Origin of the sequence: Acinetobacter sp. ABJ_C1_1 (assembly GCF_044684115.1) — a bacterium.
In the GTDB taxonomy this organism is placed as follows: Bacteria; Pseudomonadota; Gammaproteobacteria; order Pseudomonadales; family Moraxellaceae; genus Acinetobacter; species Acinetobacter nosocomialis_A.
On record NZ_JBITPU010000014.1, the window covers coordinates 64316 to 89484 of the forward strand.

The window sequence follows — 25169 nt, forward strand, 5'->3', positions numbered from 1 at the left end:
ATCAAATCATCGATTGAGATAATCCCACAATGATTCAAAATTAGGATTAAAGCCATGCCAGCATATAAAGCTCCCTTACACGATATCCGCTTCTTAATGAATGAAGTACTAGACTACCCTGCTCACTATAAAACTTTATCAAATGGTGAAAGCGCAGATCCAGATACTGTAGATATGATTCTTGAAGGTGCGGCCGATTATTGTGAAAACGTACTGTCACCTCTTAACCAATCTGGCGATGAAGAAGGTTGCCATTTTGACAACGGCGAAGTAAAAACGCCAAAAGGTTTTAAAGAAGCTTATGACCAGTTCGTAATGGGTGGCTGGCAAGGGCTTTCTTATCCTGAAGAATTTGGTGGTCAAGGCCTGCCAATGTCTTTAAACCTGATCAAATCAGAGATGATGGGTACTGCAAACTGGTCATTTACCATGTACCCAGGTTTAAGTTCAGGTTGTATGAACACTATTTTGCAATTCGGTACAGATGAGCAAAAACAAACATATATGCCTAAACTTGTTGAAGGTACATGGAGCGGCACAATGTGCTTAACCGAACCTCAATGTGGTACAGACTTAGGTCAGGTAAAAACTAAAGCTGAACCTCAAGCAGATGGTACTTACAAAATCACGGGTACAAAAATCTTTATTTCTGCCGGTGAACACGATTTAACTGAAAACATTATTCACATTGTGCTTGCGCGTCTTCCAAATGCACCAGCGGGTACACGTGGTATTTCTTTGTTTATCGTACCTAAATTTATGCCTACAGCTGATGGTGGTGTGGGTGAACGTAATACGGTAACTTGTGGTTCAATCGAACACAAAATGGGTATTCGTGCTTCTGCAACTGCTGTACTCAACTTTGACAATGCAACAGGTTATCTGATTGGTGAAGTAAACAAAGGTTTACATGCAATGTTTACCTTCATGAACACAGCGCGTATCGGTACTGCGGTTCAAGGTATTGCACATGCTGAGTTATCTTTCCAAGGTGCTCTACCATATGCCAAAGACCGTATGTCTATGCGTGCGCTTTCTGGTAAGAAAGATCCAGATAAAGTTGCTGATGCAATCATTCACCATGCAGACGTACGCCGTATGCTTTTAACTCAAAAAGCAATCGCTGAAGGCGGCCGTGCAATGATTTACTACGCTGCACAAATCGCTGACAAAATGACAGATGCGTTAACACGTGGTGATCAAGCTGCTTTTGAAGACTATGATGACAAACTTGGTTTCTATACACCAATTCTAAAAGGTTTCTTGACCGAGCTTGGCCTAGAAGCTGCTAACCACGGTATGCAAGTGTACGGCGGCCATGGTTACATCAAAGAATGGGGTATGGAGCAAATCGTACGTGATGCACGTATTGCGACCTTATACGAAGGAACAACAGGCGTTCAAGCTCTCGACTTGATTGGCCGTAAAGTGTTGTTAAGTTCAAAAGGTAAAGTAGTACGTGAATACACTGCTGAAATCTTAAAATTCTGTGCAGCTCACGCACGTAATAAATACTTACGCCGTTTTGCTTGGGACCTAACAAAACTTTGTGCACAGTGGAATACGTTAACAGTTCGTATCATGCTTGCTGCACGTAAAGACCGCGACATCGTATCTTCTGCTTCTGTAGATTTCTTGATGTTCTCAGGCTATGTCATGATGGCTTATTTCTGGGCACAACAAGCTGTGGTTGCTTCTGAAAAATTAGAAGCAGGTAACGGTCAAGAAACTCCTGAGTTCTATAAAGCAAAAATTAAAGTTGCTGATTTCTACTTCGACCGTTTATTGCCACGTGCACAAGGTCATGCAGAATCAATGGTGACTACGTCTCGTACACTTACTTCATTACCAGTTGAACACTTTAGTTTCGACTACTAATAATAAGTAAGTATTAAAATCAAAAGAGCGCAATATAAGTAAGTATTAAAATCAAAAGAGCGCAATATAAATTGCGCTCTTTTTTATTAAATTAAAATTAACTTTATTCTTTATTAAGCACATAGGCTTTTGTAGGAACAAAATAGTTTTGTTCTAGAAATTCACGGTTTTTACCATAATCGCTGTAGAACAGTTTCTCCAAATTTACGATTAATTTTTGTTTTGAAATAATATTAAAATAAAAATTAACATCTGATGTTGGACATTGAATCTTTAACTCATGAGCATCAGAATCAACTTTCCACGTCAAAGAAGGACATAATTGATTAATGGCTGCACTTTTTGCGCCGTCTTTATTACTGATTCGGCCAAAATGAATAACATTCCAATACGCAGTACCATCAGGTAATAAATTTAAAATATATTCTGCTTCACCTGTTTCACAATCAGCAAAATTATCTTCACACGAAATACGAGTATGGTAGCGACCCGCATATTGTTGATCTGTTTCAGATAATTTCGAAGTCTTGTCTTGCACACCATCAGGCAAGAAAGTTCGTCCCGCGGCATCATCCAAAGTTTTAACCACAGTCGTACTTTTAACTAAACTATCTTCATGTTTAGAGGTCGTTGCTACCGCTGAGTGATCCTTAGAATCGGCATGATTTGCATCACAGGCACTCAGTCCCATACATAAAATGGCAGCCAAACCTAAATGTTTCATTAAAAGACCAGACGACTTCAAAGATATATACATCATTTACATACAACAGCAATGCTACAGTTCAAACTAGGATTCAAGAACGATCTCATCACTGCTACAAACACTTTCAGCCCCGAAAGAGTGCATTTTAGTTGATGTTGCTTTCATTCATTTAAACCATTTACATATTTTAACTATTTTTAGTTTTACCGGACTTTAATTTGCTAATTTTGACGCCATATTTCCATTAACCAAGAGAAATAAATATCTCTTGTCATTTATATATTTGAGGAGAACTACATGACCAATTCTGGTTTATATCGCTCGAACCGACAAAGCATGATCGCCGGTGTAATGGGCGGTATTGCTGAACGTTTTGGTTGGAACGCAAATTTATTACGCATTATTTTCGTATTGGTTTCGGTAATGAGTGCGGCTTTCCCAGGGATTTTAGTCTACTTGGTTTTATGGTTAGTCATTCCTAAAAGACAGCCTGAACAAGTACAAGGTTATCAACAACCTGTTCGTACTGTACGAGAAGAACAAATACATTAAATAACTTAGTTTATTTTGGTCGCTACGGTTGCATCCCCTAATCAACCGTAGCTTTTTTTATTTTAAAAATTATAGTTTTCGATTTAACTGTTGCTGTAAAGCCGCGATCATATCTGCACGACTAATCATTCCTATAAGCTTACGATCTTCAACAACAGGAATGTAGTTAAACGACTTTTCAACAAAATATGGCACTAAATCTTGAATAGGTTGGGTTGGTAGTACAGTAACCACTCGTCGACTCATGATCTGCTTTACATAATGCTGCCAAGAGTTTCTTGGATCTGCTGCACCCTTAAACCACTCTACAACTTCATATAACGCTAAAGTTCCGACCAAATGGTTTTCTGCATTTACTACAGGTAGGCTCATTAAGTTCACTTGTTTAAACTTATCGAGTGCCTGATGAATATCATCATCTTCATGTAGCTTAATCACATCACGGCTCATAATATCCTGACAGATATATTGATTTACCATACGCTCATTGGCATGTTCCTGAGCTTCTAAAATGATTTTTTCTAAGTCGTATTGGCTAATATCTAAAAGTTCAGTGTGATGCCCTAATGCATACTCAATATCTTTCGGCTGAATTGATACTTTTTGAGTTGGCGTTGGGTCTTTACTACGTTCATTTAAATGTGCGGTAACTGGGTAATGTCGCCCAATCAATCGATTAAAGAAAACAGCGAACCCAAGTAGAAGTAACGAATTGAGTAAAACTGGATAAAAAATAAAGTAAAAGCCCAACTTATGAATTGCTGCCCCACCCAGCACGGCTGTAATCGCAACCGCTCCACTTGGCGGGTGCAAAGAGTCGGTGGTCATCATTAGAAAAATGGCAAAACCAACTGCGACACTAAAAGCTGTGGTTAAATCCGGAATCCACTGTGCACAGGCAACACCAATAATTCCAGCTAACGTATTACCAACAATTACATTCCATGGTTGGGCCAAAGGACTGGTCGGCACAGCAAAAAGAAGAACAGATGAGGCGCCCATTGGGGCGATGTACCATGCATTAATTCCCCCGAGAACATACCAGCTAATTAAGGAGGAAATTGCTAAACCACACAACGCTCCAATACCGCAAAGTAACCGTTCTTTTAAGGGTAAAACCTTAAAATTTGGCTTTAAAATCTGTAACCATTCTCGCTGTATAACACTCACAGTACACCTTAGGGGATATGCCGTCATTTATAACGGGCAAAAGTATACGCCCAAAGCCACATAAAGTGCATTTAAATTATACCTTTCAACAATAAGAAAACTGGCTGAATTACTCTTTATGATTTTAATACTTTAATATTCCATCAATTTTTCATTTAAATAACGCCAGTAACGCTTCGGCAAATATTGCACATGAAGTTTTATATTTTGGCGTTCAGTAATATTCACGCTGTTAAAATAATCTTTCCAAAGCTGGTCATATAAAACTTCCTGCTCATCAAGCTCAAGCTGAAAGCTTTGACTCATTCCATTTTTTAAATTGCGGTCAACTTCAGAAGCCTCGAGTGAAACTTCATGTATTTCTCGTAAATCATAATACAGTCCGAATTTACGTTTCTCATCATAAATCAGCCAACGCTGATCTTGATAACGCCGTTTAAAATGCGGCTGAATAAGCGGTAAAACATTAAAATCAGGACGTACTAAACTCAAAAAAAGCTCATCTTTGGTTTTCTTAAACCGAATAAAAGCTTCCATCCGATGCTTCTCTCGCCCGACCTTTTTCGTCCACTGTGCAATCGCTAAAACACTAGGATTTGAAAAATCTTTTTCTATGGAAATATGGCTAGTAAACACATAAATACAGTAATTAAATAAATGCTGATAGGCGTCTAAAGATTCAGATAAATAAGCAAAATAGAATTGTTTTAATGAAGAAGATGAAAGCTTTTTTTGTAGCGCTGACCAAACACGCTCGGCATGTTGCTCATTATTTGCAACCTCAATTTTATCAGCAAATAAGCCATGTTGAGCTGCATCATTCAGATGGAGCCTGACCTGTAATTCTTTAAATTGAAATGCACGAAAAACACAGCTCAGCAGCCCAACCATCGAACCATCAAAATAGTAAGCTACTTCATCATTAAACATGACTAAAACCCAAGGCTTAATTGTGGCGAGAGTTGCTGCACATATTTCGAAGATCCCTGCGTTAAAATCTGCTGCCGAATAAAACTTGATGATAGTTCTTTTTGGAATTTTGGACTGTCTTCACAGCGAATAAAGAATTTTGCACGCTGATAGGCCACGCCTAGTTTTTTAAGTAAATCGATATGGATTTTTCCAAAACGGCGAGCCTGAACAATTTTCTTCGCCGATTTCACTCCAATACCCGGCACACGCAAAATCATTTGATAATCGGCACGATTTAAGTCTACTGGAAACTGTTCAGGATGCCTCAAAGCCCAGCTTAATTTCGGGTCTACATCAAGGTCTAAGTTTGGGTGTTTTTCATTGACGATTTCATTGACCTGAAAACCATAAAAACGCATTAGCCAATCGCTTTGATAGAGTCGGTTTTCACGAAGCAACGGTGGTGCAGAACCCACTGCTGGTAAATAATTATTTTCAGTATTAATTGGGATATAACCAGAAAAATAGACGCGTTTAAGTTTAAATTCTTTGTAGTGCTTATCTGCCATAAACAAGACATCTTGGTCTGACTCTTGATGAGCACCCACTACCATTTGCGTAGTCTGTCCTGCTGGTACATATTTCGGCACATGCTTAATGATTTGGCGTTCATCTTTAAGCTGAATGAGCCTGTCACGGACCAAACCTAAATCTTTTTGCACTTCCTGATGTGATTTTTCTGGTGCAAAAGTTTTTAGCCCAATTTCGGTCGGCATCTCTAAATTAATACTCATCCGGTCAGCATATAAACCTGCTTCATGAATCAGTTCAGGAGATGCCCCCGGAATGGTTTTTAGATGAATATAGCCATTAAAGTTTTCTTCAAGGCGCAGCTTCTTTACGACTTGAAGCATACGCTCCATCGTGTGATCTGCCGATTTAAAAATGCCTGAGCTTAAAAATAAGCCTTCGATATAATTACGGCGATAAAAATTAATGGTTAAATCTACAACCTCTTGCACAGTAAATGCTGCACGCTGGACGTCGTTAGAACGGCGTGAAACACAATAGGCACAGTCAAAAATACAAACATTACTAAATAGAATTTTTAAGAGAGATACACAGCGGCCATCTTCAGTATAGCTATGGCAAATTCCTGAATGACTGGCATCCCCCAGACCTTTATTTTTGTTTTTACGGTCACTGCCACTTGATGAACAAGACACATCATATTTAGCAGCATCAGCAAGAATTTGTAGTTTTTCTCGAATGCGATCAGACATATCAAACGACTCATTTATGGCATCGTTTAAAAAATATCATTTCGCATGCGTAAATTTAATCCAGTGAAGTACGCTAAGCGTCATGAGGTGACGTTTAAAATAATCCGTCTTAATTAACGTATTCTTCAAGCTGTTTTACACGCTCGGCATACTCTTGCATTGGGCAATATGAATACATCGGTGAGCCAATGTATGAGCCTGCATTACTACATTCCTGATCTACATAAGCTTTCCAAAGTCGCTGAGATTTTAAAATATCTTGGTAACGTTCTGGCTGTTTGTATTCTTCGCTTTGTGTACGAATTTGATCAATCAGAGCAACTATTTTTTCCTCATAAGTCTTTTTAGCTTGTTCAGAACAACTATGCACAACCATATTGTTAATACTCTCAAGCTGCATTTCTTTAATAGTCTGCTCTACACATTGGTTGTATTCATCGTGCTCGCCAGCTTCGGTCTGCGGATATAGCCATGTACTACAAAAAAGGCTGGATAAAACAATGAGTTTGCAGCAAAATTTCAGCATAATTTATTCTCGATTCTATAATTTTTAATATGCTTCAATATAACAAAAAAACGATTATTCGCGCACTTGCGCTAGCTCCCATCCCTTTGTTGAGTATATCTGCCTTAGGAATAATCATCTTTAATGCGGAATTTAGTCTTTATTCAGTTGCAGTTATTTTTCTAGCCCATTTCTTATTTTATTTACTTTTTTATGGTCTTCTGGTTATTCCTTTCGCATATATCACTTCATATTTTCTCGCGCGTAAAAATCGTTTAAATCTGATGAGTATTTTTATCTGCGCAACTGTCATCTGGATTTTGATTAGCCCTATTACACGCTTAATTTTTGTCGGTTCATTCCCTTCTCCTTGGTGGCATATTTATAAGATCTATAGTTTTTATCTTATGATTTTATTTACCAGCTTTTGCTACTGGCTAGGCTTGGAATGGCTGAGGCGAAAACAAATCGGCTAAACACATATTCCTGTGATTAAGCCTTTGCCACTCCCCCACAAAATCCTTATACTTAGGGGCAATTTTTCTCATAAATTCGTGGATGCTACATGAGTCGCGCCATCTCGCACATTGATACATTTCAGGGCTTAATTCTTGCCCTACAAAACTATTGGGCCGAACAAGGCTGCGTCGTATTACAACCTTACGACATGGAAATGGGCGCTGGAACATTCCACACCGCAACATTCTTACGTGCTTTAGGGCCAGAGACTTGGAACGCGGCATACGTTCAACCTTCACGTCGTCCAAAAGATGGCCGCTACGGTGAAAACCCGAACCGTTTGCAACACTACTATCAGTTCCAAGTGGTACTTAAGCCAAATCCAGACAATATCCAACAGCTTTATCTCGATTCTTTAAAAGCAATCGGGATTGATACGCTTACTCACGACATTCGTTTCGTAGAAGACAACTGGGAATCTCCAACGCTAGGTGCTTGGGGCTTAGGTTGGGAAGTTTGGCTTAACGGTATGGAAGTAACTCAGTTCACTTACTTCCAACAAGTCGGTGGTGTTGAATGTTACCCAGTAACAGGCGAAATCACTTACGGTTTAGAACGTCTTGCAATGTACCTTCAAGGTGTAGACTCGGTTTATGACCTTGTTTGGACTAAAGGCCAATTTGGTACTGTAACTTACGGCGACGTATTCCATCAAAATGAAGTTGAACAATCGACTTATAACTTTGAATACGCTCCAGTTGAAAAACTATTTGAACTATTTGATTTTTACGAATCAGAAGCAAACCGTTTAATTGAAGCAAAACTTTCTCTTCCTGCTTATGAGCAAGTTGTTAAAGCATCTCATACCTTTAACTTACTTGATGCACGTGGCGCAATTTCTGTGACTGAGCGTCAACGTTACATTTTACGTGTACGTACTTTAGCGCGTGCTATTGCACAAAGTTATGTACAAGCACGTGCAGAGCTTGGCTTCCCAATGGCAGAACCACACTTACGTGATGAAGTATTGGCACAGCTAAAAGCACAAGCTGAAAGTGAAGCAGCAAAGGCGGAGAAAAACTAATGAGCAAACATACTGTTTTATTCGAACTTGGCTGTGAAGAGCTTCCACCAAAAAGCTTAAAAACGTTACGTGATGCATTACAGGCAGAAACGGTAAAAGGCTTAAAAGATGCAGGTTTAAATTTTGCATCTATTGAAGCTTATGCTGCTCCACGTCGTTTAGCGCTTAAAATTGTCGATATCGATGCTGCTCAAGCTGATACACAAAAACGTTTTGATGGCCCTGCTGTTCAAGCGGCTTACGATGCAGAAGGCAAACCAACTAAAGCACTTGAAGGCTTTATGCGTGGCCAAGGCATTACTGTAGACCAACTTTCTACTTTCCAAGCAGGTAAAGTTGAAAAAGTTTGCTATTTAAAAGATGTAAAAGGTCAAAGCCTTGACGCTTTACTTCCACAAATTTTACAAACTGCATTAGACAATTTACCAATTGCTAAGCGTATGCGTTCTGCTGCAAGCCGTACCGAATTTGTGCGTCCAGTGAAATGGGTTCTTTTACTCAAAGATGACCAAATTGTTGACGCGACTATTCAAGATCACAAAGCTGGCAATGTGACTTATGGTCACCGCTTCCATGCACCAGAAGCTGTGACTTTAGCGCATGCAAATGACTATTTAACTGCTTTAGAAAAAGCATACGTCGTTGCAAACTTTGAAAAACGTCAAGCAACCATTCAAGAGCAAGTGAAAAAGCTAGCTGATGAAGTTAACGCGACTGCGATTGTTCCGGCTGACTTACTTGATGAAGTAACAAGTCTGGTTGAATGGCCAGTTGCTCTTCGTGCAAACTTTGAAGAGCGCTTCCTTGCTGTTCCTCAAGAAGCACTCATTACGACGATGCAAGACAACCAGAAATATTTCTGCTTGATCAATAGCGAAGGTAAATTACAGCCTTACTTCATTACTGTTTCAAACATTGAGTCTAAAGACCCAACTCAAATTATTGAAGGTAACGAAAAAGTTGTTCGTCCTCGTTTGTCTGATGCTGAGTTCTTCTTCTTACAAGATCAAAAGCAACCGCTTGCATCTCGTAAAGAAAAATTAGCAAACATGGTATTCCAAGCTCAGCTTGGTACGCTTTGGGACAAATCAACACGTATTGCAAAACTTGCTGTTGCGTTATCGCCAATCACTGGTGCAAACCCAGCAGATGCTGAAAAAGCTGCATTACTTGCTAAATGTGACTTAACGTCTGAGCTTGTTGGTGAATTCCCAGAACTTCAAGGTATTGCAGGTACTTACTATGCACGCATTGAAGGCGAAAACACTGAAGTTTCTGAAGCTTTAGGTGAGCAATATTTACCAAAATTTGCGGGTGACGTTTTACCTAAAACCAAAACAGGTACAACCATTGCCCTTGCTGACCGTTTAGATACGCTCGTTGGTATTTTCGGTATTGGACAAGCGCCTACAGGTTCTAAAGACCCCTTTGCTCTTCGTCGTTCAGCAATTGGTATCTTACGTTTAATCATTGAAAATGAATTAGATGTAACCATTGAAGAGCTAGTGAGTCTTGCCCTGCAAGGTTATGGCGATATCGTTAAAGACCACGACAAAACCCGTGCTGACGCGGTTACATTCTTGGAAGGTCGTTACCGTGCTAAGTACGAAGACCAAGGTGTTGCTGTTGACGTACTTCAAGCCGTTCAAGCTCTTGCACCAAAATCTCCACTTGATTTTGACAAGCGTGTAAATGCTGTTAACCACTTCCGTACACTACCTGAAGCTGCTGCACTTGCTGCTGCAAATAAACGTGTTGCGAACATTCTTGCAAAAGAAGCAACACCTGAAGGTTCTGTAGTTGAAGCAAACTTGGTTGAAGACGCTGAAAAAGCATTATTTGCTGAACTTCAAGCAGTGACACCTGTGGTTGAACCATTACTTGCAGCAAAAGACTATACTGCTGCCCTTTCTAAGCTTGCAGCACTTCGTGCACCGATTGATGCATTCTTTGATGGTGTAATGGTAATGGCAGATGATGCTGACCTGAAAGCAAACCGTTTACGTTTACTGGCTCAGTTACGTAACTTGTTTACTGCAGTGGCTGATGTGAGTGTGTTGCAAGGCTAATTAGCTTATGACTAAATAAAGGGATCTTTTATAGATCCCTTTATTTTTTACGTTAAACAAATTCTTTAATTTCTTCTAAACTTTTTGATGGCTCAAACCACATAAAATCATAATCAGCCACATCATGAATATAAAACGGATCATTTTTCATGATTTCTTCGGCTTCTTGAATCGAAGAGCTTAAAACCAAAATCACCCCACCTACTCTATTTTCTCGACGCCCTGATGCCAGAAACTTCTTTTGCTCATAATAATGATCTAAAAATGCAATATGCTCTTTGAGTACAGCATCAACTTCGGTCAATGGTTTTTTATAGGTCAAGGTAATAACAATCATCTCATTCTCTTAAAGTAAGCAGCACATGACATAACATCAATCTATAGATAGTTTAATGATCTATAGCTTATTCGATAGTACGCCTATTCCCCCAATTCATCCACACCAAACTCCCCACAATAATCACTCCACCTAGCAGTACAATCATTGATGGTTTTTCATTTAAAAAAAGCACTGCCAAACTCATGGCGACAATCGGCGAGCAATATAAAAAATTCGATGCAATCGTTAACGGCATATTTTTAAGTACATAGCCCCACAGTACATAAGCCATCGCACTTGGAAAAATACCTAATAGGACAACTGACATATTGGCTTGCCAAGTGGCATGTAAAATTTCATCCGGTAGATTGGCGCTATAAAATAGTAAAGGAATGGTCCCGAACCAGATGATGTAGCACATCATGCTCAAAGCATCATAATTTAAAGCAAATTTTTTATATAAATTAAAATAAAGGCCCCACGCAATTGCAGCTAAAACAATTAATAAACTATAAGGGCTCGGTACACCAAAACCATGATCTCCGCTAACCACTAACACGGCGCCACAAAGGCCAAGCAAAATACACAACCACTGTTTGAAACTAATTTTTTCTTTAAAAAGCAAAGCTGAAATAATAAAAGTGAATAGCGGAATAGATTGACTCAAAATACTAGATGCAACCGCAGTCACATACTGCTGCCCTGTATTTATGAGTAAATGATGCAGCGTTACAGAGAAAAATCCTAATACAGCAAGCGCAGGAGCATCTTTCCACTTTAAAGGTTGAATGCCTTTTTTCATGATCAAAAGCAGTAAAAAAAACGATGCGATCAAAAAGCGAAGCAATGCAATATGCTGCGGTGTATATGAATGCAAAGCACTATGTACACCAATAGGTGAATAGCCCCAACAAAAGACAGTAATAGTAATACATAGGTAAAGCTTAAATGCGGGAGGCTGGGTTTCGGCAGTAAGAGAAATAGCCATGTTAAATCTGCACTAATGAAATGGAACTCTTTCATCATATGCGCATAGATAGTTGAATAAAATTAACTTATATTGAGTTAAGTATTCATTAAAAGTGAATGATAAAATATGGATATCGCCCAGTTAAAAATGTTTCAAACCGTGGTTGAATGCGGCACCATGGCTAAAGCATCAATGCAGTTGCATTGTGTACCGTCTAACATTACGACACGCATTAAACAACTTGAAGAAGAACTCGGTGCACCGCTGTTTTATCGTGAAGGAAAAAGCTTAAAGCTCACGCCATCTGGAGAAATCTTTCTCGATTATTGCCGTAAAATTTTAGCGCTCTGTGATGAAGCCAAACGAAGTATTCATCCTAATGCCCCACCTTCTGGCCCATTAAAAATTGGAGCTATTGAATCGTCTGCCACAACTCGTCTGCCTAACTTACTTGCGAAATATCATCAACGTTATCCAGAAGTTTCCATTCAAATTATTACTGGCACATGGAAACAGCTATTAGTCGATATTTCTCAGCACAAACTTGATGGTGCAATTGTCGCAGGCAATATTGAGTTCCCGATGCTTAATAAACTCAGTATTTATCAAGAAGACATGGTCCTAATTGCGTCCCATTCTTTGGGAGAAATTCATTGCCAAGAAGATCTGATTGGTAAAGAAATTTTTATGTGGACTGAAGGCTGCCCTTACCGTGCAGCTCTCGAAGATTGGCTTAAACTCAAGAATATTTCACTTCCCATCACCAGCATTACCAGTTATGCCACCATTATTGGGTGTGTGAGTGCGGGTTCTGGCGTGGCGTTAGTGCCTAAGAGTATTTATGAACAATATAAAAATTTAGCGCATATTCAGAGTTATAAGTTTGAACATCTTGCCTTTATGCAAAATCACTTTTTCTGGCATACAAATGTGAGCAACCACAAAGCAAGAGATACATTTATAGAGTTAATTAAGTCTGAATTTTATTTATGAATATTGGGAATAGTAAGTCTATTACTATTAAATGATGAATTCTCGTAATCAACTTGTTTAGATTTTTTAGCTCAGTTAGGTAACTCTTTACTGATATAATCAATATAAGGAAATTATAGAATTAATTAAAAAAACCGCCTTTCGGCGATTTTTTAAATTTTTGTTATCTCATAAACCTTCTTTGAAAGTTCATCTAACCTATTTGCAATTTCCTGATCTGTTCCTAAAAACTCTTCTTTAAGTAAGTTTTGCGCAAATGGATATTGTTTATTCTGCAAAATAACCATTTTTTCTTTTATTGATTTATTTGCTAAATCATTACTATTAATACTTGTCGATACTAAAATTAAATTTCCAAAACCTCCAACCATTTGCTCTTTTCCAAAGTTAATATCTTTTAATGTTGATTGTGAAACTAAATGTTCAATTGTTAAAGACTCATAATCTAGATTTAATGCTGGATTATTATCTTCCATAAGTAATGTAAACACATACTTAATAACATTACGATTTCTAGTTTGATCAGAAAGATAAATCAACTGTTTAAACTTAACATCAAACTCATCATATTTTGGCATTTTATCGGATAAATGATTATATAAATTATTATAAAATTTTTGAAAAGAATCATTATCTTTTACTGAATTTAGCTCTAATGCTAATTTTGAGTAACCAGTAGCAATAGATCCCGATGAACGCTTTGAAGCTATAGCATTATATTGAAAATGAAAGTGCTCAATAATTTTTAAAGATTTTTTTAAATTTTTAAGAGTTATATTTCCATTATCATATGCAGCTAACAAAGCTAAGACAATAGATGATTGTTGCCTAACATTGAATATTCTCAGACCATTTAAACTATTTTTAACACCTAACATTTCTTTAGTTGTTATGGTCGAATTAGGCATAAGCATCTGTAAATAATATTCAGAATACTGCCCCAACTCATTCAAAATTTTTTGAGCGTTATTATTATCAGAGTTTACATATTTTTTAACTTTAGCAAAAAGCTCTTTTTCCGTAGTATATTCTCTATTAGCCAACCAATAATGTACAACGTAGTTATCTACTACATCAGTTCCAGATTTAGATAATTTATTTACTATCGAATTCCAAGCTTCTTTGGGCTTATCTACACTCTTACTAGTAGACTTTATTTTTTGAAGTAATAAATTTTTAATCAAATCAGAAACTCGAAGATCTTTTCCTCTGGCATTGAGGGTTTCAAAAATAAGATAAGCATCTTCTTCATTATCTAAATTAATAAAAACTAGTTTTAGTGAGCGTATTTTATCACGTATACTTCTTAAGAATTCTGTTACTTTTTTTTGATCAGTATCCTCCAATAAAAAGTTATATTTTTTATCATTTAATTTATCAAATTCATATTTATTTTTTAAAACTAAATTTGTTAACTCTTTAATCAAATTACTTTCAATACGGTCAAAAGCGTTTTTTAAGTTTTGCTCCTCAACTCCTATATCATTTTCTGTTACTATAATTTCATCTGGATAAGCTTGTATTTGAGAGTGGAAATATGGAAATGATGTTTCTGCATTTAGAATATATTCATTTTCGTAATCTACATTTTCTCTTTCGATAAACTGATGAATACCTTTAGCTAAATTATCACTACCTAGTCTAAAGAAGGCATTCCTTAGAGCAGCCAGCATTAGTGTAATAGTTGTTAGCCTTTGTTGACCGTCTACAATCCCAAAGTAAGGTTTATTTATCTGAAATGCGACCATTGATCCGATAAAATAATCGGTAGTACTACCGTTAACTACATCATCCCAAAAGGTTTGTACTTCATCTAACTCCCAAGAATATGGACGCTGAAATCGTGGTATTTTGAAATAGCCTAGATTAAGTATATCCCCAATGTCCTTATCAGCAGCATCAATTTTCATTCTTGCACCATTATTTACTACATTTATAAATATTTCCAAGATATGGATTATACATTCTCTATGTAATTATTATATAAAAAGCAAACAAATATTCTATTATAAAAAATTACTTTTCAATCTATTAGCACCTAGAATTATTTTGCAAACTTTCTTACGTTTAATGGATAAAAAGATGATGAAAAAAGTACCAACACTGTATTTAACGTCTGTTCTGATAGCATCATCTTCTCTCTGGGCAGCTGAAACAACACAGCCTCAACAAGTAAATGAAGCAACATCTAAGACTCAACCTTATGGCGATAACCCAAGTTTAGGACGTGTCCTGTTATATAAAACAGGAAAAGGCATACAAAATTTAGGAGACTCTATTCAAGGTGCTTCAGAAAAAACCTCGAACAAAATTAGTGAAAAATGGAAAAACACCAAAGAATTTACAGCTGAAAAAGCAGAAGTCGTTCAACAAAAAGCAGATACAGCAAAAGTCTTTACTGAACAGAAAATAGAGCAAGCCAAACAAAATATTACCAGTAGTCGAAATGGTGAAAACATACCGATAGAACAAGGTGAGTTAAGCAAATCTAGCACGACGACCAATTAAAATTGGGTTTGAGGAGCGCGATCATGTCGCGCTTTTCAAAAATATATACTTTGAAAAAGAAATACACCCACCACAAAGAGCTAGGAATCTGCCTTATGAATAGTCAAAAACTTCTCTTTTCAACACTATGTTGTGTAGTATTAACTGCGTGTGCGACCACCAAATCTGTTTCTTCTTATTCTCAGGCACAAGTTTTAGAACAAGATACGAATATCGAAGCTTATCCAACCACCACTGGCAATGTCGCCAAACTTATTAAACATGATAAACAAGCTTGCATGATTGAATTTACGGGTTATTTAGGTGGAGGCCAAGTGACTGAGCACTGGATTTTTAACAATAAAGGACTGATTTCAGCTCAATCATTTACAGAACAATATCCAGATTCTTCTGGCATATTAAGTCAAGCCACCAACTCGACAACAAAAAGCTCAACCACGTTTAATATTCAAGATCCAGCAATTCAAAATAATTTTAAAAAGCTCCAGAGCAATTTTAGTAAAGCCAATTTAGAAAAATGTGATTAAAAATTTTCCATAAAAAAACTCGTTGCAGAAGTAATCTTTTGCAACGAGCCATAGCCATTTTAAATTTCTTGGACCTAATAAAAAATTATAAATATGCTATTTAATTAACGGTTAAACCATTGGTTGCCGCCAGTAAATCAATACGTGGGAAAACTAAGCCCGTTCTTGAGTCAGTAATAGGTTTACCCGTGGTTTTTAAACGGTTAATGGTCTGATCGATAGTTTCAGTTGGTGTAACACTGTTTGCTCTTAATAATGCAATTGCGCCAGCCACATGTGGTGTCGCCTGAGAAGTGCCTCCCATGGTATAGCCACCCGCAGTAATCATTGCTCCTGGTGCCAATAAAGTCACAAGGCTGCCCCCATTACTAAAGCATGCCACCTTGTCCGCTGCCGTGGTTGGGTCAGAACATTTCACTGGGTTCCCCCATGACACACCACCAATATTACTGTCATATACAGCACCTACTCTTACCGCTCCAGCAACACAAGCAGGTGAAGAAATACCATCAGGGAATGCATCATTACCAGTTGCAACTACTGGGACTACTCCAGCAGCTCGCGCATTTGCAAATGCTGTTCCATAACTACTATTACTACATTCAGATTTGTATTTAACACCAGGAACACCAAGGCTCAAATTTATCGCTTTAATATTGTATGTTTTAGCGTTATTTACTGCCCAGTTAATGCCCGCAATGATATCACTATCATAAGCTGAACCTGATCGAAAAACGTCTATTCCAATAATTTTTGTTTTGGTAGCAACTTTAGACACAATCGCTGAAACATTGCTACCATGACCATTATCGTCAAGTGAGCCATCATCTGGAGCACTATCAAATGAATAAACGACACGACATGTACTTGAAGGTGTATTCACCGCCGTACAGCCAAAATCCGAATGCAAATAATTTACCCCTGTATCCAGCACAGCAACACTCGAACCGGTTCCATTAAAACCTTTAGTATTGGCCTGAGGCTGATTAATTAAAGGCAGACTTTCCATCGTCGTAGGCTGATTGATTCGGTTTGGATAAACTGCTTTAACATTTGGATCATTAAGTAAATCAACTAAAGCTTCTCTATTACTAATTCGATAAAAAGCTAAAGGCAAATTATTGTAGTCTCGAAGTACTTGTACCCCTACACCACGATTAAACCTCGACTGTATATTCTTTTTATTTGCAGCAATATAACTCCGCCGTTCCAGACCTGAAGCTACACTTTCCGAAGGGATATTGTATTCAACGATAAGGTCATTAGAATCATTAGTGACCAAAGCATCTAAATCAATTTTACCCTGAAATACTTTTTGTTTTGCTGCCTGATTTAACTGCTGTTTAGCACCTTTAGAGTCCAAAGGAAGAGCAGATGCAGTCGTACTTAAGATCGTACATAGACCTAATAGAAATAACGTTTTACTTTGCATTATTTTTCTCCGTAGTCTTTCGACTAACAATTTACTTATTTCGCTTTTATTTCATTTGCTGGATCTTTTTCTGGATCAATCGGTTGAATAGAAAGATCACTTTTTGTGTCATAAAAAGGAACAGTATCTGCTGATACTGGGCTGGGTTGAGTTGAATTTAAAGATACGTTTTTCGGTTGAGCAGGCTCCTTAAGTTTAGAAAGTAAAGATGAAGTGTCTGGTTGTGATGAATTCGGCTTATGTAAAGCAGAATTGAACACCTCAGATGCACCGCTTGTTGGCTTAAAATAAAGAACAACGGCGACTAAGCCGACCAATATGAAAAGGGAAGCAATAATTTTCATCATTTAAGATCTCTGTTTTTTTGTTTATAGACATCTATATTTATTTTTGCTTATTCGAAATAAGGCGCTATTTCTTTAGATATATTTCATGTGAAATTTCTATTTCTTGAAATATATAAACATGAGAAAAGCGAAAACACCTTTTCCCGAATAAGCAAAAATACAGTTCTGCCCTGTGCGTTTATATTTCTGGCAGAATATGGTTCAAAAAAGCGCCAAAAAGCACCCTATTCTCATAATAAGCAATAACTATGCCGTTAACTCCAATAAAAAATGAAAAAAGAATCATCTTTAGAGATATAGAAAAATGGTTATGTTGAATGCTTTTAATTGTTTTTATTTCAGAGAACAAAAAGAGAGGAAATATTTTGCTGGTTTTAAATCATAAAATATCGATATCTATTTCACTTTATTATTAATATTTTTCTTTCTCCACAATTTCTCCCTTATGTGTTTATTGACTGTAATGCTGTTGTAACGTTTTGATGAAGATGATTCCCAAGCGAATCAAGGTTTGACTATGATGCGATTGCGTTTATGAAATACCTCACTAAAGGGTATATTCTTTGAAGGATATCGCAATGAAAATGATGAAAACAGCTATCGTGACTGCAAGTGTTCTTGCTTCTGCCTCTATTTTTGCACAAAGTCCGGGCGTTAATGCAGGTGCCTCTGCCCAAGTTAATGTACAACCAGGTGGGCTTGTTAGTGGCGTAGCCAATACAGTCAAAAATACTGCTCACACTGTAGGCCATACTGCAAAACATGCTGGTCATGTAGCGGCTGACACTACAGTTAAAGCAACTAAAAAAACAACAGGTAAAGTGACTGAACTTTCTTCTGATGCTGTAACAGGCACTAAACATTTTGCTACTGAAGCAGCAACAGGAACAAAAAATTTAGCGACTAAAGCCGCAACGGGTACTAAAAACTTAGCAGTTGAAGCTAAAGCTGATACAAAAGCGCATCTTGATGCAGTAAAAACTAAAGTTGCAGAAAAACAAGCCGACCAAAAAGAATTTACTGCTGAAAAACAAGCTGATGCTCAAGCACGTGTAGATGCAGTTAAAGCCCGCGTAGCTCAAAACCAAGCAGAGCAAAAAGAATTTGTTGCTGGCACTAAAGCTGATGCTCAAGCACAATTAAATGCAGCTCAACCAGCTCATGCAGTTAACGCTCAAACAGGTGTAAACGTTGGTGTTAATGTTGCTCCAGTTGGAATTAGTGCAAACGTAAATGCAGGTGCTCAAGGTTCTACACAAAAAACTGAAAAGAAATCTTTCGTTAAAGGTCTTCTCGGTACTAACTAATCAGTTATAAATAAAAAAGGGCAATTTATTGCCCTTTTTTATTGATCTAAAAGTTATTTAGCGTGTTTCAGTTAAAACCAAGCCTGCACGTAAACCGATCTTCACATTTGGGTTTGGAAATAAAATCCAGACCTGCTCTTGCTCAACTACATAATTACCCGAAGGTTGCATCGCAATGATTTCACCTTGGGTAAATGTCGAAAAGTTCGGAGCCTCAGCCGATAAGTTCATTTGGAAATCCTCATCTTTTTTAATTAAAGAGTCAGATACCTGAAACACTCGAATTTTCGATTTATGCCGCATCGGTAAAGCTTGTTCAGAAACCACATGACGAATGACTTCATCAATTGCAGCAAACTGGCTCAAGTCATTTTGTCCAAATGGCAAGGCTTTACCCAACTCCAAGGTGGCACTCGCAGCTTTAAAGCTCTCACTGGTAAAATGTGTGAAGGTTTTACCTGCAGCGCGGTGATAAACCAAAGCATCTAAATCAGCAGCATCAAGACTTGCTATCAAATCAGCATCGTAGTCATGGGTTTGATAAGGCAATAAAGCAAAGGTTGGTAATAATGAAGCCCGAATTGCCGTATGCAAATCATAGTGATAGCGCTTAGCATCACTCGCACTTTCCTGAAAGAAAGTGGCAACTGCGTGTTCCAAAACCTCAGCTCGCTTAGATTCCTCAGTCACGGGTAGAGTTTTATATCCACCACAAAACATTCGGTTTACATCATCATGCACATAACGCTTACCTTGACGCATTGCATAAGGGTTACCCAACACAAGCAGCAACCTCACAGCAAGGCTTAAACGTCCAGCAAATAAATCGGTGCAAAGTTGAGACAACAATTCAATTGGTGCTGTTTCATTACCATGTACCCCAGCTGACAGTACGACAGCTTTGTCGTACTGTGTATGTGGCGTACATTCAAGAAGTCCCTCACCTAACCAACGCCAAGAAAAATTTTCTTGTTTTCCCTCGCGTACTGTAGGTTGCTCACCTTGTAAGGTTAATGCTAGAAAATCTTGCATGTCACCTCCTCATTATTTTTGGAAAGGATAAACCGAACCCAAACCTAAAATTTTGGTGAGTTCATCAAGCGCCATACGGCTTTCCATAAGCAAATGCGGATCTGCCAAATCTTCTTGAGCTAAACGATCACGATAGTGTTTATCTACCCATTGATTGAGTGTGCCAAACAACTGATCATTCATGAGGACTTTTGGATTTACAGCATTTAATTCAGTTTCGTTTAAAGCTACACGCAAGCGTAAACATGCTGGTCCACCACCATTACGCATACTTTCACGTAAGTCATATACCTGAATAGCATCAATTGGTGTACCCATTTGAATCATATCGTTCAAATAGCTCCACACTGCAGCATTTTGGCGAGACTCTTCCGGTACAACAATAGTCATACCACCATCAGGACGAGTCAAAATTTGGCTATTAAATAAATAAGTAGCAACAGCATCGTCTACAGTAACGCGGTTTTCAGGCACTTCAATCGAAATAAAATCTTCACCAATGCTTGCCATTTTTTGACGAATTTCAGCAAAAGCCTGATCTTGATTTAAGAAAGCGTGTTGATGATGAAATAAAACCTGTTGGTTACTTACCGCAATCACATCGTTATGGAATACACCCTGATCAATTACATCAGGATTTTGTTGAACAAAAACGGTATGAGCATCATCTAAACGGTGCAAACGTGCAATAGCTTCACTTGCCTCGCGCGTTTGACGTGCTGGATAGCGCTTTGGTCCCGGTAAGCCATTATTTAAATGTTGTTGACCATAAACAAACACCTGAATACCGCGCTTAGCATAATCACCACCTAAACGATTGTGATTTGCTGCCCCTTCATCACCGAACAAAGCCACTTGCGGTAAAGCTTCGTGGTGTACAAAGTGACGTTCATTTTTAAAGATAGCTTGTAAAACTTGGCTCGTTGTTTCAGCTTCAATTGAACGGTGAAACTTATTGTTCAGGTTCGCTGCTGTAAAATGCACGCGCTCATCTTGGCTATCTGCCGAAGGTGAAACTGTTGCCGCATTTGCAGTCCACATTGGAGAAGCTGAACTTAAAGATGACAATAGCTCTGGTGAATAACGCATTGCTTGAGCAACAACGCTAATGTCATCTCCAGTAAAACCTAAACGGCGTAACATTGGAACATGGGGACGTTCATGTGGAGCAAGCACACCTTGTTTCATTCCCATATCAGCCAAGGCTTTCATTTTTAATAAGCCTTGTTTCGCTGCTAATTTTGGATTCGAGGTGTTATTACGGTTTTTGGTTGATGCTTCATTACCAAAAGACAAACCCGCATAGTGATGTGTTGGTCCCACTAAACCATCAAAATTTACTTCATATCCTTTCATTTTTTCTTTCCCTAGTGTTAAGGCAACACAATCCCTGGAGATAATTTTTCTGGCAAACTTAAGCTTTCACTTTCAAGTGAAGCCATTGGCCAAGCACAGTAGTCAGCAGCATAAAATGCACTTGCACGGTGATTACCTGAAGCTCCGACACCACCAAATGGTGCTGCACTCGATGCTCCTGTTAATGGTTTGTTCCAGTTTACAATCCCGGCACGTGCTTCAATGAGTAAGTCATCAAACAATTCACGTTTTGGAGAAACTAATCCAACTGACAAGCCGAAACGAGTTGCATTGGCAATTTTTAATGCTTCATCAAAACTGTCATAACGCTGAATAGTGGTAAGCGGACCGAAATATTCTTCATCTGGAATACCCGCTACACCTGTTACGTCAATAATGCCTGGAGTAAGTAATGAGCTGTCTTCTTGAGGACGTGTCATTGGCAACAAACTTTTTGCACCAAGCTCAAGCAACTTTTGCTGAGCATTCATCATGTTTGTTGCAGCAGCCGATGAAATTACGCCGCCCATAAATGGTTGTTGCTCATCGTTCCAACGACCAACTTTTAAGTTTTTAGCAACCTCAACAAAACGTTGAATAAATGCATCGCCTTGCGCACCATTTTTTACCAAGATACGGCGCGCACATGTACAACGCTGCCCTGCCGAAACAAATGCAGATTGAATAGTAAGGTTAACTACAGCATCAATGTCTTCAATTTCATCGATAATCAATGCGTTATTACCACCCATTTCAAGCGCAAGAATTTTCTCAGGCGCACCCGCCATTTGCTTATGTAAGTGGTAACCCGTATTTGCACTTCCGGTAAACAATAGACCATCAATTTCATGGGAAGCTGCCAAAGCTTCACCAGTAGTACGGCCACCTTGAACTAAGTTCATTACGCCATTTGGCAAACCTGCTTGTTGCCAAAGTTTTACAGTTTCTTCAGCAGTCCAAGGCGTTAATTCACTTGGTTTAAATACAACTGTATTGCCCGCAAGCAATGCAGGAACAATATGTCCATTTGGCAAATGGCCCGGGAAGTTATATGGACCAAAAACTGCAAGTACACCATGTGGACGGTGACGTAACGATGCTACACCATCTGCCATTTCAGTTGAGCTTTCACCGGTACGTTGGTGATAAGCACGAATCGAAATCGCAACTTTGCCAATCATTGACTGAACTTCAGTTAAGGTTTCCCAAAAAGGTTTACTGGTTTCTTGGCTAATGACTTCTGCTAAATGTTTTTTATTTTCTTCAAGCAGCTTTGCAAACTTTTCTACAATCGCTACGCGCTCAGCAAAAGGTAAACGTGCCCATGCAGGAAATGCTGTACGTGCCGCTTGGCAAGCTTTCTCAACATCACTAGCTGTAGCTTCAGTACCAGACCATACAGTTTGGTTATCAACCGGATTTGTTTTTACAAATGTTGTACCGCTGCCTTGTAACCAGACACCGTTTATAAATAAAGAGTTTGACATCAGGATACTTCCATAGGATTTAGTGATAACACACGAACAGCGTGACCATCTTGTACGCCGAGTTTTTCAGCTTGTTCATGGGTTAAATTTAGAGTGCTATCTACGAGATCAAGCTTCATTAACATAGCTCGATAGTCGTGATAATTATCATTGGCAACAAGGTATTGTGTTTTACCTACTGTTGTTTCATTTGTAATTTTGACTGTTAAAAATTGACTTTCTTTAACTGCGCGCAACTCATCAATATTGGCTTCAATGGTTGGACCCGCATCAAAAATATCGACATATCCTTGATAACGTAAGCCTTCTGACTCAAGCACATGATAAGCAGGCAAAGTATGTGGATGCATTTTTCCAATCACTTCTTGTGCAGCCTTTGGTAAAAGGTCTACATAAACTGGAAACCGTGGCATAAGTTCCGCAATAAAAACTTTTTGACCAATTCCACTTAAATAGTCTGCAGTTGAGAAATCCATATTGAAGAAATGGTGGCCAATCGCATCCCAGAAAGGCGAGCATCCATTTTCATCAGAGAAACCTCGCATTTCAGCAATGAGTTTTTTCTCAAAATATTGCTTAAATGCTGCGATAAACATAAAACGGATTTTTGATAAGAATTTACCGTTTTGGTTTTCACGACGTTCCGGATCTAAAAATAATGTACAGAGCTCACTGCTTCCTGTTCTGTCATTACTTAAAAATAGAGTAGGTAATGCTTTATAGACATTTAATGCTTTTGAAGCGTGTACTTGTGTTCCCACATGAAAGTTGTACCAAGGTTCGATTAAACCTACAGCAACTTCAATTGCACTCACCCCAATAACACGTTGAGCTTCTGTATCTTCAAGAACAAACAAATAACCTTGTTCGCTCTTATGAACATTACCATTTAAAGTATTGCGAGTACGTGAAATTCGAGCCGAAAGCGTATCCATATTTTGTGGCAAGGAAGTCAGGCCAACACCTGACTTACCTGCTAATTTATAAATATCTTCAAGGTCTCGAAACTCGGCATGACGGACAATCATCATGGCTAGCTTTCCTTTTTTTTATTTAGCCAACTTTGCCAAAGCTCTTTTTAAACGAGCAATTCCTTCATCAATATCTTGTTCAGGAATAATCAGAGAAGGAGTAAAACGAACCACATTTGGTCCTGCAATTAAAGCGAGTAGTCCTTCTTCGCCTGCCCAAGTTGTAATGTCTTTTGCTTTACCTGCATATTCAGCTTTTAATACACAGCCAATCAATAAACCTTGCCCACGAATTTCATCAAAAACTTGATATTCAGCATTTAAAGTATTTAATGCATCAAGGAAATATTGATGACGGTGTTTTACACCTTCAAGTACTTCTGGCGTATTAATAAACTCGAATACAGCACCAGCAACCGCACTTGCTAACGGGTTACCACCATAAGTTGTACCGTGTGTACCCACTGAGAAATGCGGTGCAAATTTATCAGTTGTTAACATTGCACCGACTGGGAAACCACCACCCAATGCTTTTGCAGTGGTTAACACATCTGGTGTAACACCATAGTTCATGTAGGCATAAAGTGAACCTGTACGGCCTACACCTGTTTGTACTTCATCAAAAATAAGTAAGGCACCGAACTCATCACATAGTGCACGTAAACCTTTTAAAAATTCGATGTCAGCAGGAATTACCCCACCCTCACCTTGTACAGGCTCTACAATCACGGCACAGGTTTGTTCATTAATGACTGCTTTGGCAGCTTCTAAATCATTGTAAGCAACGTGGCTAATGCCGTTTGGAAGTGGTGCAAAGTCTTGTGAATATTTAGGTTGACCACCTGCTGAAACGGTAAATAAGGTACGGCCGTGGAAAGCATTATTAAATGCCACAATACCGCTTTTACCTGCGACACCGCTGTCGAGTCCAACTTTACGAGCAAGCTTTAATGCTGCTTCATTTGCTTCTGCACCTGAGTTACAGAAGAATACTTTGTCTGCAAATGTATTTTCAGTGAGTTGTTTAGCAAGGCGTAGAACAGGTTCATTGGTATAACCGTTACCTACATGCCAAAGTTTTGTTGCTTGTTCTGTTAATGCATTTACTGCCACTGGATGCGCATGACCTAATGCGTTTACTGCAATCCCGCCTGCAAAATCGATATATTCTTTATTTTCTTGATCCCAAATACGTGAACCTTCGCCACGTACCGGAATGAAATTTGCCGGTGCAAAAACTGGAACCATCCAGTCATTAAAGTTGCTTCGAGTTACAGAAATTGGCTGTTCCATGCTTACCTC

24 protein-coding genes are annotated in these 25169 nt (G+C 38.4%); 9 read left to right on the forward strand and 15 right to left on the reverse strand.

Features of this window, described 5'->3' with window-relative positions; translation table 11 throughout:
- Window positions 1-54 precede the first annotated feature (54 nt).
- On the forward strand, window positions 55-1878 hold the full coding sequence (locus ACG59Z_RS14950) for an acyl-CoA dehydrogenase C-terminal domain-containing protein (RefSeq protein ID WP_400200025.1): 1824 nt from the start codon (window positions 55-57) through the stop codon (window positions 1876-1878).
- 103 nt (window positions 1879-1981) lie between these two features.
- On the opposite strand, the gene ACG59Z_RS14955 is transcribed toward ACG59Z_RS14950, so the two are convergent.
- On the reverse strand, window positions 1982-2638 hold the full coding sequence (locus ACG59Z_RS14955) for a hypothetical protein (protein WP_400200026.1): 657 nt from the start codon (window positions 2636-2638) through the stop codon (window positions 1982-1984).
- A gap of 243 nt (window positions 2639-2881) precedes the next feature.
- Between ACG59Z_RS14955 and ACG59Z_RS14960 the strand changes: the two genes are divergently transcribed.
- Window positions 2882-3136, forward strand: a complete 255-nt coding sequence (locus tag ACG59Z_RS14960) for a PspC domain-containing protein (RefSeq protein WP_002052345.1) — start codon at window positions 2882-2884, stop codon at window positions 3134-3136.
- A 69-nt stretch (window positions 3137-3205) separates the two neighbouring features.
- On the opposite strand, the gene ACG59Z_RS14965 is transcribed toward ACG59Z_RS14960, so the two are convergent.
- The 4 genes from ACG59Z_RS14965 to ACG59Z_RS14980 all read right to left on the reverse strand — a co-directional run bounded on the left by ACG59Z_RS14965 (window position 3206) and on the right by ACG59Z_RS14980 (window position 7027).
- Window positions 3206-4306: an HPP family protein gene (locus tag ACG59Z_RS14965; RefSeq protein WP_002117107.1), complete on the reverse strand. Its 1101-nt coding sequence runs from the start codon at window positions 4304-4306 to the stop codon at window positions 3206-3208.
- Window positions 4307-4438: 132 nt separating this feature from the next.
- Complete coding sequence (locus tag ACG59Z_RS14970) at window positions 4439-5236, reverse strand: TIGR03915 family putative DNA repair protein (RefSeq protein ID WP_400200030.1); 798 nt, start codon at window positions 5234-5236, stop codon at window positions 4439-4441.
- Window positions 5237-5238: 2 nt separating this feature from the next.
- Entirely contained in the window at window positions 5239-6501 is a 1263-nt protein-coding gene (locus tag ACG59Z_RS14975; protein ID WP_151823145.1) for a putative DNA modification/repair radical SAM protein, read from the reverse strand.
- A 109-nt stretch (window positions 6502-6610) separates the two neighbouring features.
- Complete coding sequence (locus tag ACG59Z_RS14980) at window positions 6611-7027, reverse strand: lysozyme inhibitor LprI family protein (protein WP_400200032.1); 417 nt, start codon at window positions 7025-7027, stop codon at window positions 6611-6613.
- 29 nt (window positions 7028-7056) lie between these two features.
- Between ACG59Z_RS14980 and ACG59Z_RS14985 the strand changes: the two genes are divergently transcribed.
- From ACG59Z_RS14985 to glyS, 3 genes are all read left to right on the forward strand, one after another.
- Window positions 7057-7482 carry a hypothetical protein gene (locus ACG59Z_RS14985; RefSeq protein ID WP_104075323.1) on the forward strand — a complete coding sequence of 142 codons (426 nt, stop codon included), beginning with the start codon at window positions 7057-7059 and terminating at the stop codon, window positions 7480-7482.
- An 89-nt stretch (window positions 7483-7571) separates the two neighbouring features.
- Window positions 7572-8549: a glycine--tRNA ligase subunit alpha gene (gene glyQ, locus ACG59Z_RS14990; RefSeq protein ID WP_002044989.1), complete on the forward strand. Its 978-nt coding sequence runs from the start codon at window positions 7572-7574 to the stop codon at window positions 8547-8549.
- Window positions 8549-10618 carry a glycine--tRNA ligase subunit beta gene (glyS, locus tag ACG59Z_RS14995; protein ID WP_400200036.1) on the forward strand — a complete coding sequence of 690 codons (2070 nt, stop codon included), beginning with the start codon at window positions 8549-8551 and terminating at the stop codon, window positions 10616-10618. Before glyQ ends, glyS begins: the two co-directional genes overlap by 1 nt.
- Window positions 10619-10670: 52 nt before the next feature.
- Here the strand turns inward: glyS and ACG59Z_RS15000 are convergent, their stop codons facing one another.
- Together ACG59Z_RS15000 and ACG59Z_RS15005 are read right to left on the reverse strand one after the other, a co-directional pair.
- Window positions 10671-10955: a YciI family protein gene (locus ACG59Z_RS15000; protein ID WP_400200038.1), complete on the reverse strand. Its 285-nt coding sequence runs from the start codon at window positions 10953-10955 to the stop codon at window positions 10671-10673.
- A gap of 67 nt (window positions 10956-11022) precedes the next feature.
- The gene (locus ACG59Z_RS15005) at window positions 11023-11925 is read right to left on the reverse strand and encodes a DMT family transporter (RefSeq protein ID WP_400200040.1); all 903 of its coding nucleotides are present in this window, start codon (window positions 11923-11925) and stop codon (window positions 11023-11025) included.
- A gap of 108 nt (window positions 11926-12033) precedes the next feature.
- Between ACG59Z_RS15005 and ACG59Z_RS15010 the strand changes: the two genes are divergently transcribed.
- Window positions 12034-12900, forward strand: coding sequence for a LysR family transcriptional regulator (locus ACG59Z_RS15010; RefSeq protein ID WP_400200041.1), 867 nt, complete (start codon window positions 12034-12036; stop codon window positions 12898-12900).
- A gap of 152 nt (window positions 12901-13052) precedes the next feature.
- Here ACG59Z_RS15010 and ACG59Z_RS15015 read toward each other — a convergent pair whose 3' ends face one another.
- Window positions 13053-14810, reverse strand: a complete 1758-nt coding sequence (locus tag ACG59Z_RS15015; protein ID WP_400200043.1) for a DUF262 domain-containing protein — start codon at window positions 14808-14810, stop codon at window positions 13053-13055.
- A gap of 175 nt (window positions 14811-14985) precedes the next feature.
- Here ACG59Z_RS15015 and ACG59Z_RS15020 point away from each other — a divergent pair, with 175 nt between their 5' ends.
- The gene (locus tag ACG59Z_RS15020; protein WP_400200095.1) at window positions 14986-15408 is read left to right on the forward strand and encodes a hypothetical protein; all 423 of its coding nucleotides are present in this window, start codon (window positions 14986-14988) and stop codon (window positions 15406-15408) included.
- Window positions 15409-15503: 95 nt separating this feature from the next.
- Window positions 15504-15935: a hypothetical protein gene (locus ACG59Z_RS15025; protein ID WP_400200045.1), complete on the forward strand. Its 432-nt coding sequence runs from the start codon at window positions 15504-15506 to the stop codon at window positions 15933-15935.
- 100 nt (window positions 15936-16035) lie between these two features.
- On the opposite strand, the gene ACG59Z_RS15030 is transcribed toward ACG59Z_RS15025, so the two are convergent.
- Together ACG59Z_RS15030 and ACG59Z_RS15035 are read right to left on the reverse strand one after the other, a co-directional pair.
- The gene (locus ACG59Z_RS15030; protein ID WP_311069768.1) at window positions 16036-17367 is read right to left on the reverse strand and encodes a S8 family serine peptidase; all 1332 of its coding nucleotides are present in this window, start codon (window positions 17365-17367) and stop codon (window positions 16036-16038) included.
- A 35-nt stretch (window positions 17368-17402) separates the two neighbouring features.
- On the reverse strand, window positions 17403-17711 hold the full coding sequence (locus tag ACG59Z_RS15035; RefSeq protein WP_031945722.1) for a hypothetical protein: 309 nt from the start codon (window positions 17709-17711) through the stop codon (window positions 17403-17405).
- Window positions 17712-18292: 581 nt separating this feature from the next.
- Here ACG59Z_RS15035 and ACG59Z_RS15040 point away from each other — a divergent pair.
- Window positions 18293-19021: a hypothetical protein gene (locus ACG59Z_RS15040; protein WP_400200047.1), complete on the forward strand. Its 729-nt coding sequence runs from the start codon at window positions 18293-18295 to the stop codon at window positions 19019-19021.
- Between the two features lie 57 nt (window positions 19022-19078).
- Here ACG59Z_RS15040 and astE read toward each other — a convergent pair whose 3' ends face one another.
- Genes astE through ACG59Z_RS15065 form a run of 5 tightly spaced genes read right to left on the reverse strand, consistent with a single transcriptional unit; the run spans window position 19079 to window position 25160 of the window.
- Window positions 19079-20053 carry a succinylglutamate desuccinylase gene (astE, locus tag ACG59Z_RS15045; RefSeq protein ID WP_400200049.1) on the reverse strand — a complete coding sequence of 325 codons (975 nt, stop codon included), beginning with the start codon at window positions 20051-20053 and terminating at the stop codon, window positions 19079-19081.
- 12 nt (window positions 20054-20065) lie between these two features.
- Window positions 20066-21409: an N-succinylarginine dihydrolase gene (gene astB, locus ACG59Z_RS15050; protein WP_400200050.1), complete on the reverse strand. Its 1344-nt coding sequence runs from the start codon at window positions 21407-21409 to the stop codon at window positions 20066-20068.
- 17 nt (window positions 21410-21426) lie between these two features.
- Window positions 21427-22896, reverse strand: a complete 1470-nt coding sequence (astD, locus tag ACG59Z_RS15055) for a succinylglutamate-semialdehyde dehydrogenase (RefSeq protein ID WP_400200052.1) — start codon at window positions 22894-22896, stop codon at window positions 21427-21429.
- Complete coding sequence (gene astA, locus ACG59Z_RS15060) at window positions 22896-23927, reverse strand: arginine N-succinyltransferase (protein WP_400200053.1); 1032 nt, start codon at window positions 23925-23927, stop codon at window positions 22896-22898. Before astA ends, astD begins: the two co-directional genes overlap by 1 nt.
- An 18-nt stretch (window positions 23928-23945) precedes the next feature.
- Window positions 23946-25160 carry an aspartate aminotransferase family protein gene (locus ACG59Z_RS15065; RefSeq protein WP_151792877.1) on the reverse strand — a complete coding sequence of 405 codons (1215 nt, stop codon included), beginning with the start codon at window positions 25158-25160 and terminating at the stop codon, window positions 23946-23948.
- Between the last annotated feature and the right edge of the window lie 9 nt (window positions 25161-25169).

Bases quoted from the DNA above. Each gene is read 5' to 3' on its own strand.
- ACG59Z_RS14950 (WP_400200025.1), top strand. From the start codon at position 55: ATGCCAGCATATAAAGCTCCCTTACACGATATCCGCTTCTTAATGAAT.
- ACG59Z_RS14955 (WP_400200026.1), bottom strand. From the start codon at position 2,638: ATGATGTATATATCTTTGAAGTCGTCTGGTCTTTTAATGAAACATTTA.
- ACG59Z_RS14960 (WP_002052345.1), top strand. From the start codon at position 2,882: ATGACCAATTCTGGTTTATATCGCTCGAACCGACAAAGCATGATCGCC.
- ACG59Z_RS14970 (WP_400200030.1), bottom strand. From the start codon at position 5,236: ATGTTTAATGATGAAGTAGCTTACTATTTTGATGGTTCGATGGTTGGG.
- ACG59Z_RS14975 (WP_151823145.1), bottom strand. From the start codon at position 6,501: ATGTCTGATCGCATTCGAGAAAAACTACAAATTCTTGCTGATGCTGCT.
- ACG59Z_RS14980 (WP_400200032.1), bottom strand. From the start codon at position 7,027: ATGCTGAAATTTTGCTGCAAACTCATTGTTTTATCCAGCCTTTTTTGT.
- ACG59Z_RS14985 (WP_104075323.1), top strand. From the start codon at position 7,057: ATGCTTCAATATAACAAAAAAACGATTATTCGCGCACTTGCGCTAGCT.
- glyQ (WP_002044989.1), top strand. From the start codon at position 7,572: ATGAGTCGCGCCATCTCGCACATTGATACATTTCAGGGCTTAATTCTT.
- glyS (WP_400200036.1), top strand. From the start codon at position 8,549: ATGAGCAAACATACTGTTTTATTCGAACTTGGCTGTGAAGAGCTTCCA.
- ACG59Z_RS15000 (WP_400200038.1), bottom strand. From the start codon at position 10,955: ATGATTGTTATTACCTTGACCTATAAAAAACCATTGACCGAAGTTGAT.
- ACG59Z_RS15005 (WP_400200040.1), bottom strand. From the start codon at position 11,925: ATGGCTATTTCTCTTACTGCCGAAACCCAGCCTCCCGCATTTAAGCTT.
- ACG59Z_RS15010 (WP_400200041.1), top strand. From the start codon at position 12,034: ATGGATATCGCCCAGTTAAAAATGTTTCAAACCGTGGTTGAATGCGGC.
- ACG59Z_RS15015 (WP_400200043.1), bottom strand. From the start codon at position 14,810: ATGAAAATTGATGCTGCTGATAAGGACATTGGGGATATACTTAATCTA.
- ACG59Z_RS15020 (WP_400200095.1), top strand. From the start codon at position 14,986: ATGAAAAAAGTACCAACACTGTATTTAACGTCTGTTCTGATAGCATCA.
- ACG59Z_RS15025 (WP_400200045.1), top strand. From the start codon at position 15,504: ATGAATAGTCAAAAACTTCTCTTTTCAACACTATGTTGTGTAGTATTA.
- ACG59Z_RS15030 (WP_311069768.1), bottom strand. From the start codon at position 17,367: ATGCAAAGTAAAACGTTATTTCTATTAGGTCTATGTACGATCTTAAGT.
- ACG59Z_RS15035 (WP_031945722.1), bottom strand. From the start codon at position 17,711: ATGAAAATTATTGCTTCCCTTTTCATATTGGTCGGCTTAGTCGCCGTT.
- ACG59Z_RS15040 (WP_400200047.1), top strand. From the start codon at position 18,293: ATGAAAATGATGAAAACAGCTATCGTGACTGCAAGTGTTCTTGCTTCT.
- astE (WP_400200049.1), bottom strand. From the start codon at position 20,053: ATGCAAGATTTTCTAGCATTAACCTTACAAGGTGAGCAACCTACAGTA.
- astB (WP_400200050.1), bottom strand. From the start codon at position 21,409: ATGAAAGGATATGAAGTAAATTTTGATGGTTTAGTGGGACCAACACAT.
- astD (WP_400200052.1), bottom strand. From the start codon at position 22,896: ATGTCAAACTCTTTATTTATAAACGGTGTCTGGTTACAAGGCAGCGGT.
- astA (WP_400200053.1), bottom strand. From the start codon at position 23,927: ATGATGATTGTCCGTCATGCCGAGTTTCGAGACCTTGAAGATATTTAT.
- ACG59Z_RS15065 (WP_151792877.1), bottom strand. From the start codon at position 25,160: ATGGAACAGCCAATTTCTGTAACTCGAAGCAACTTTAATGACTGGATG.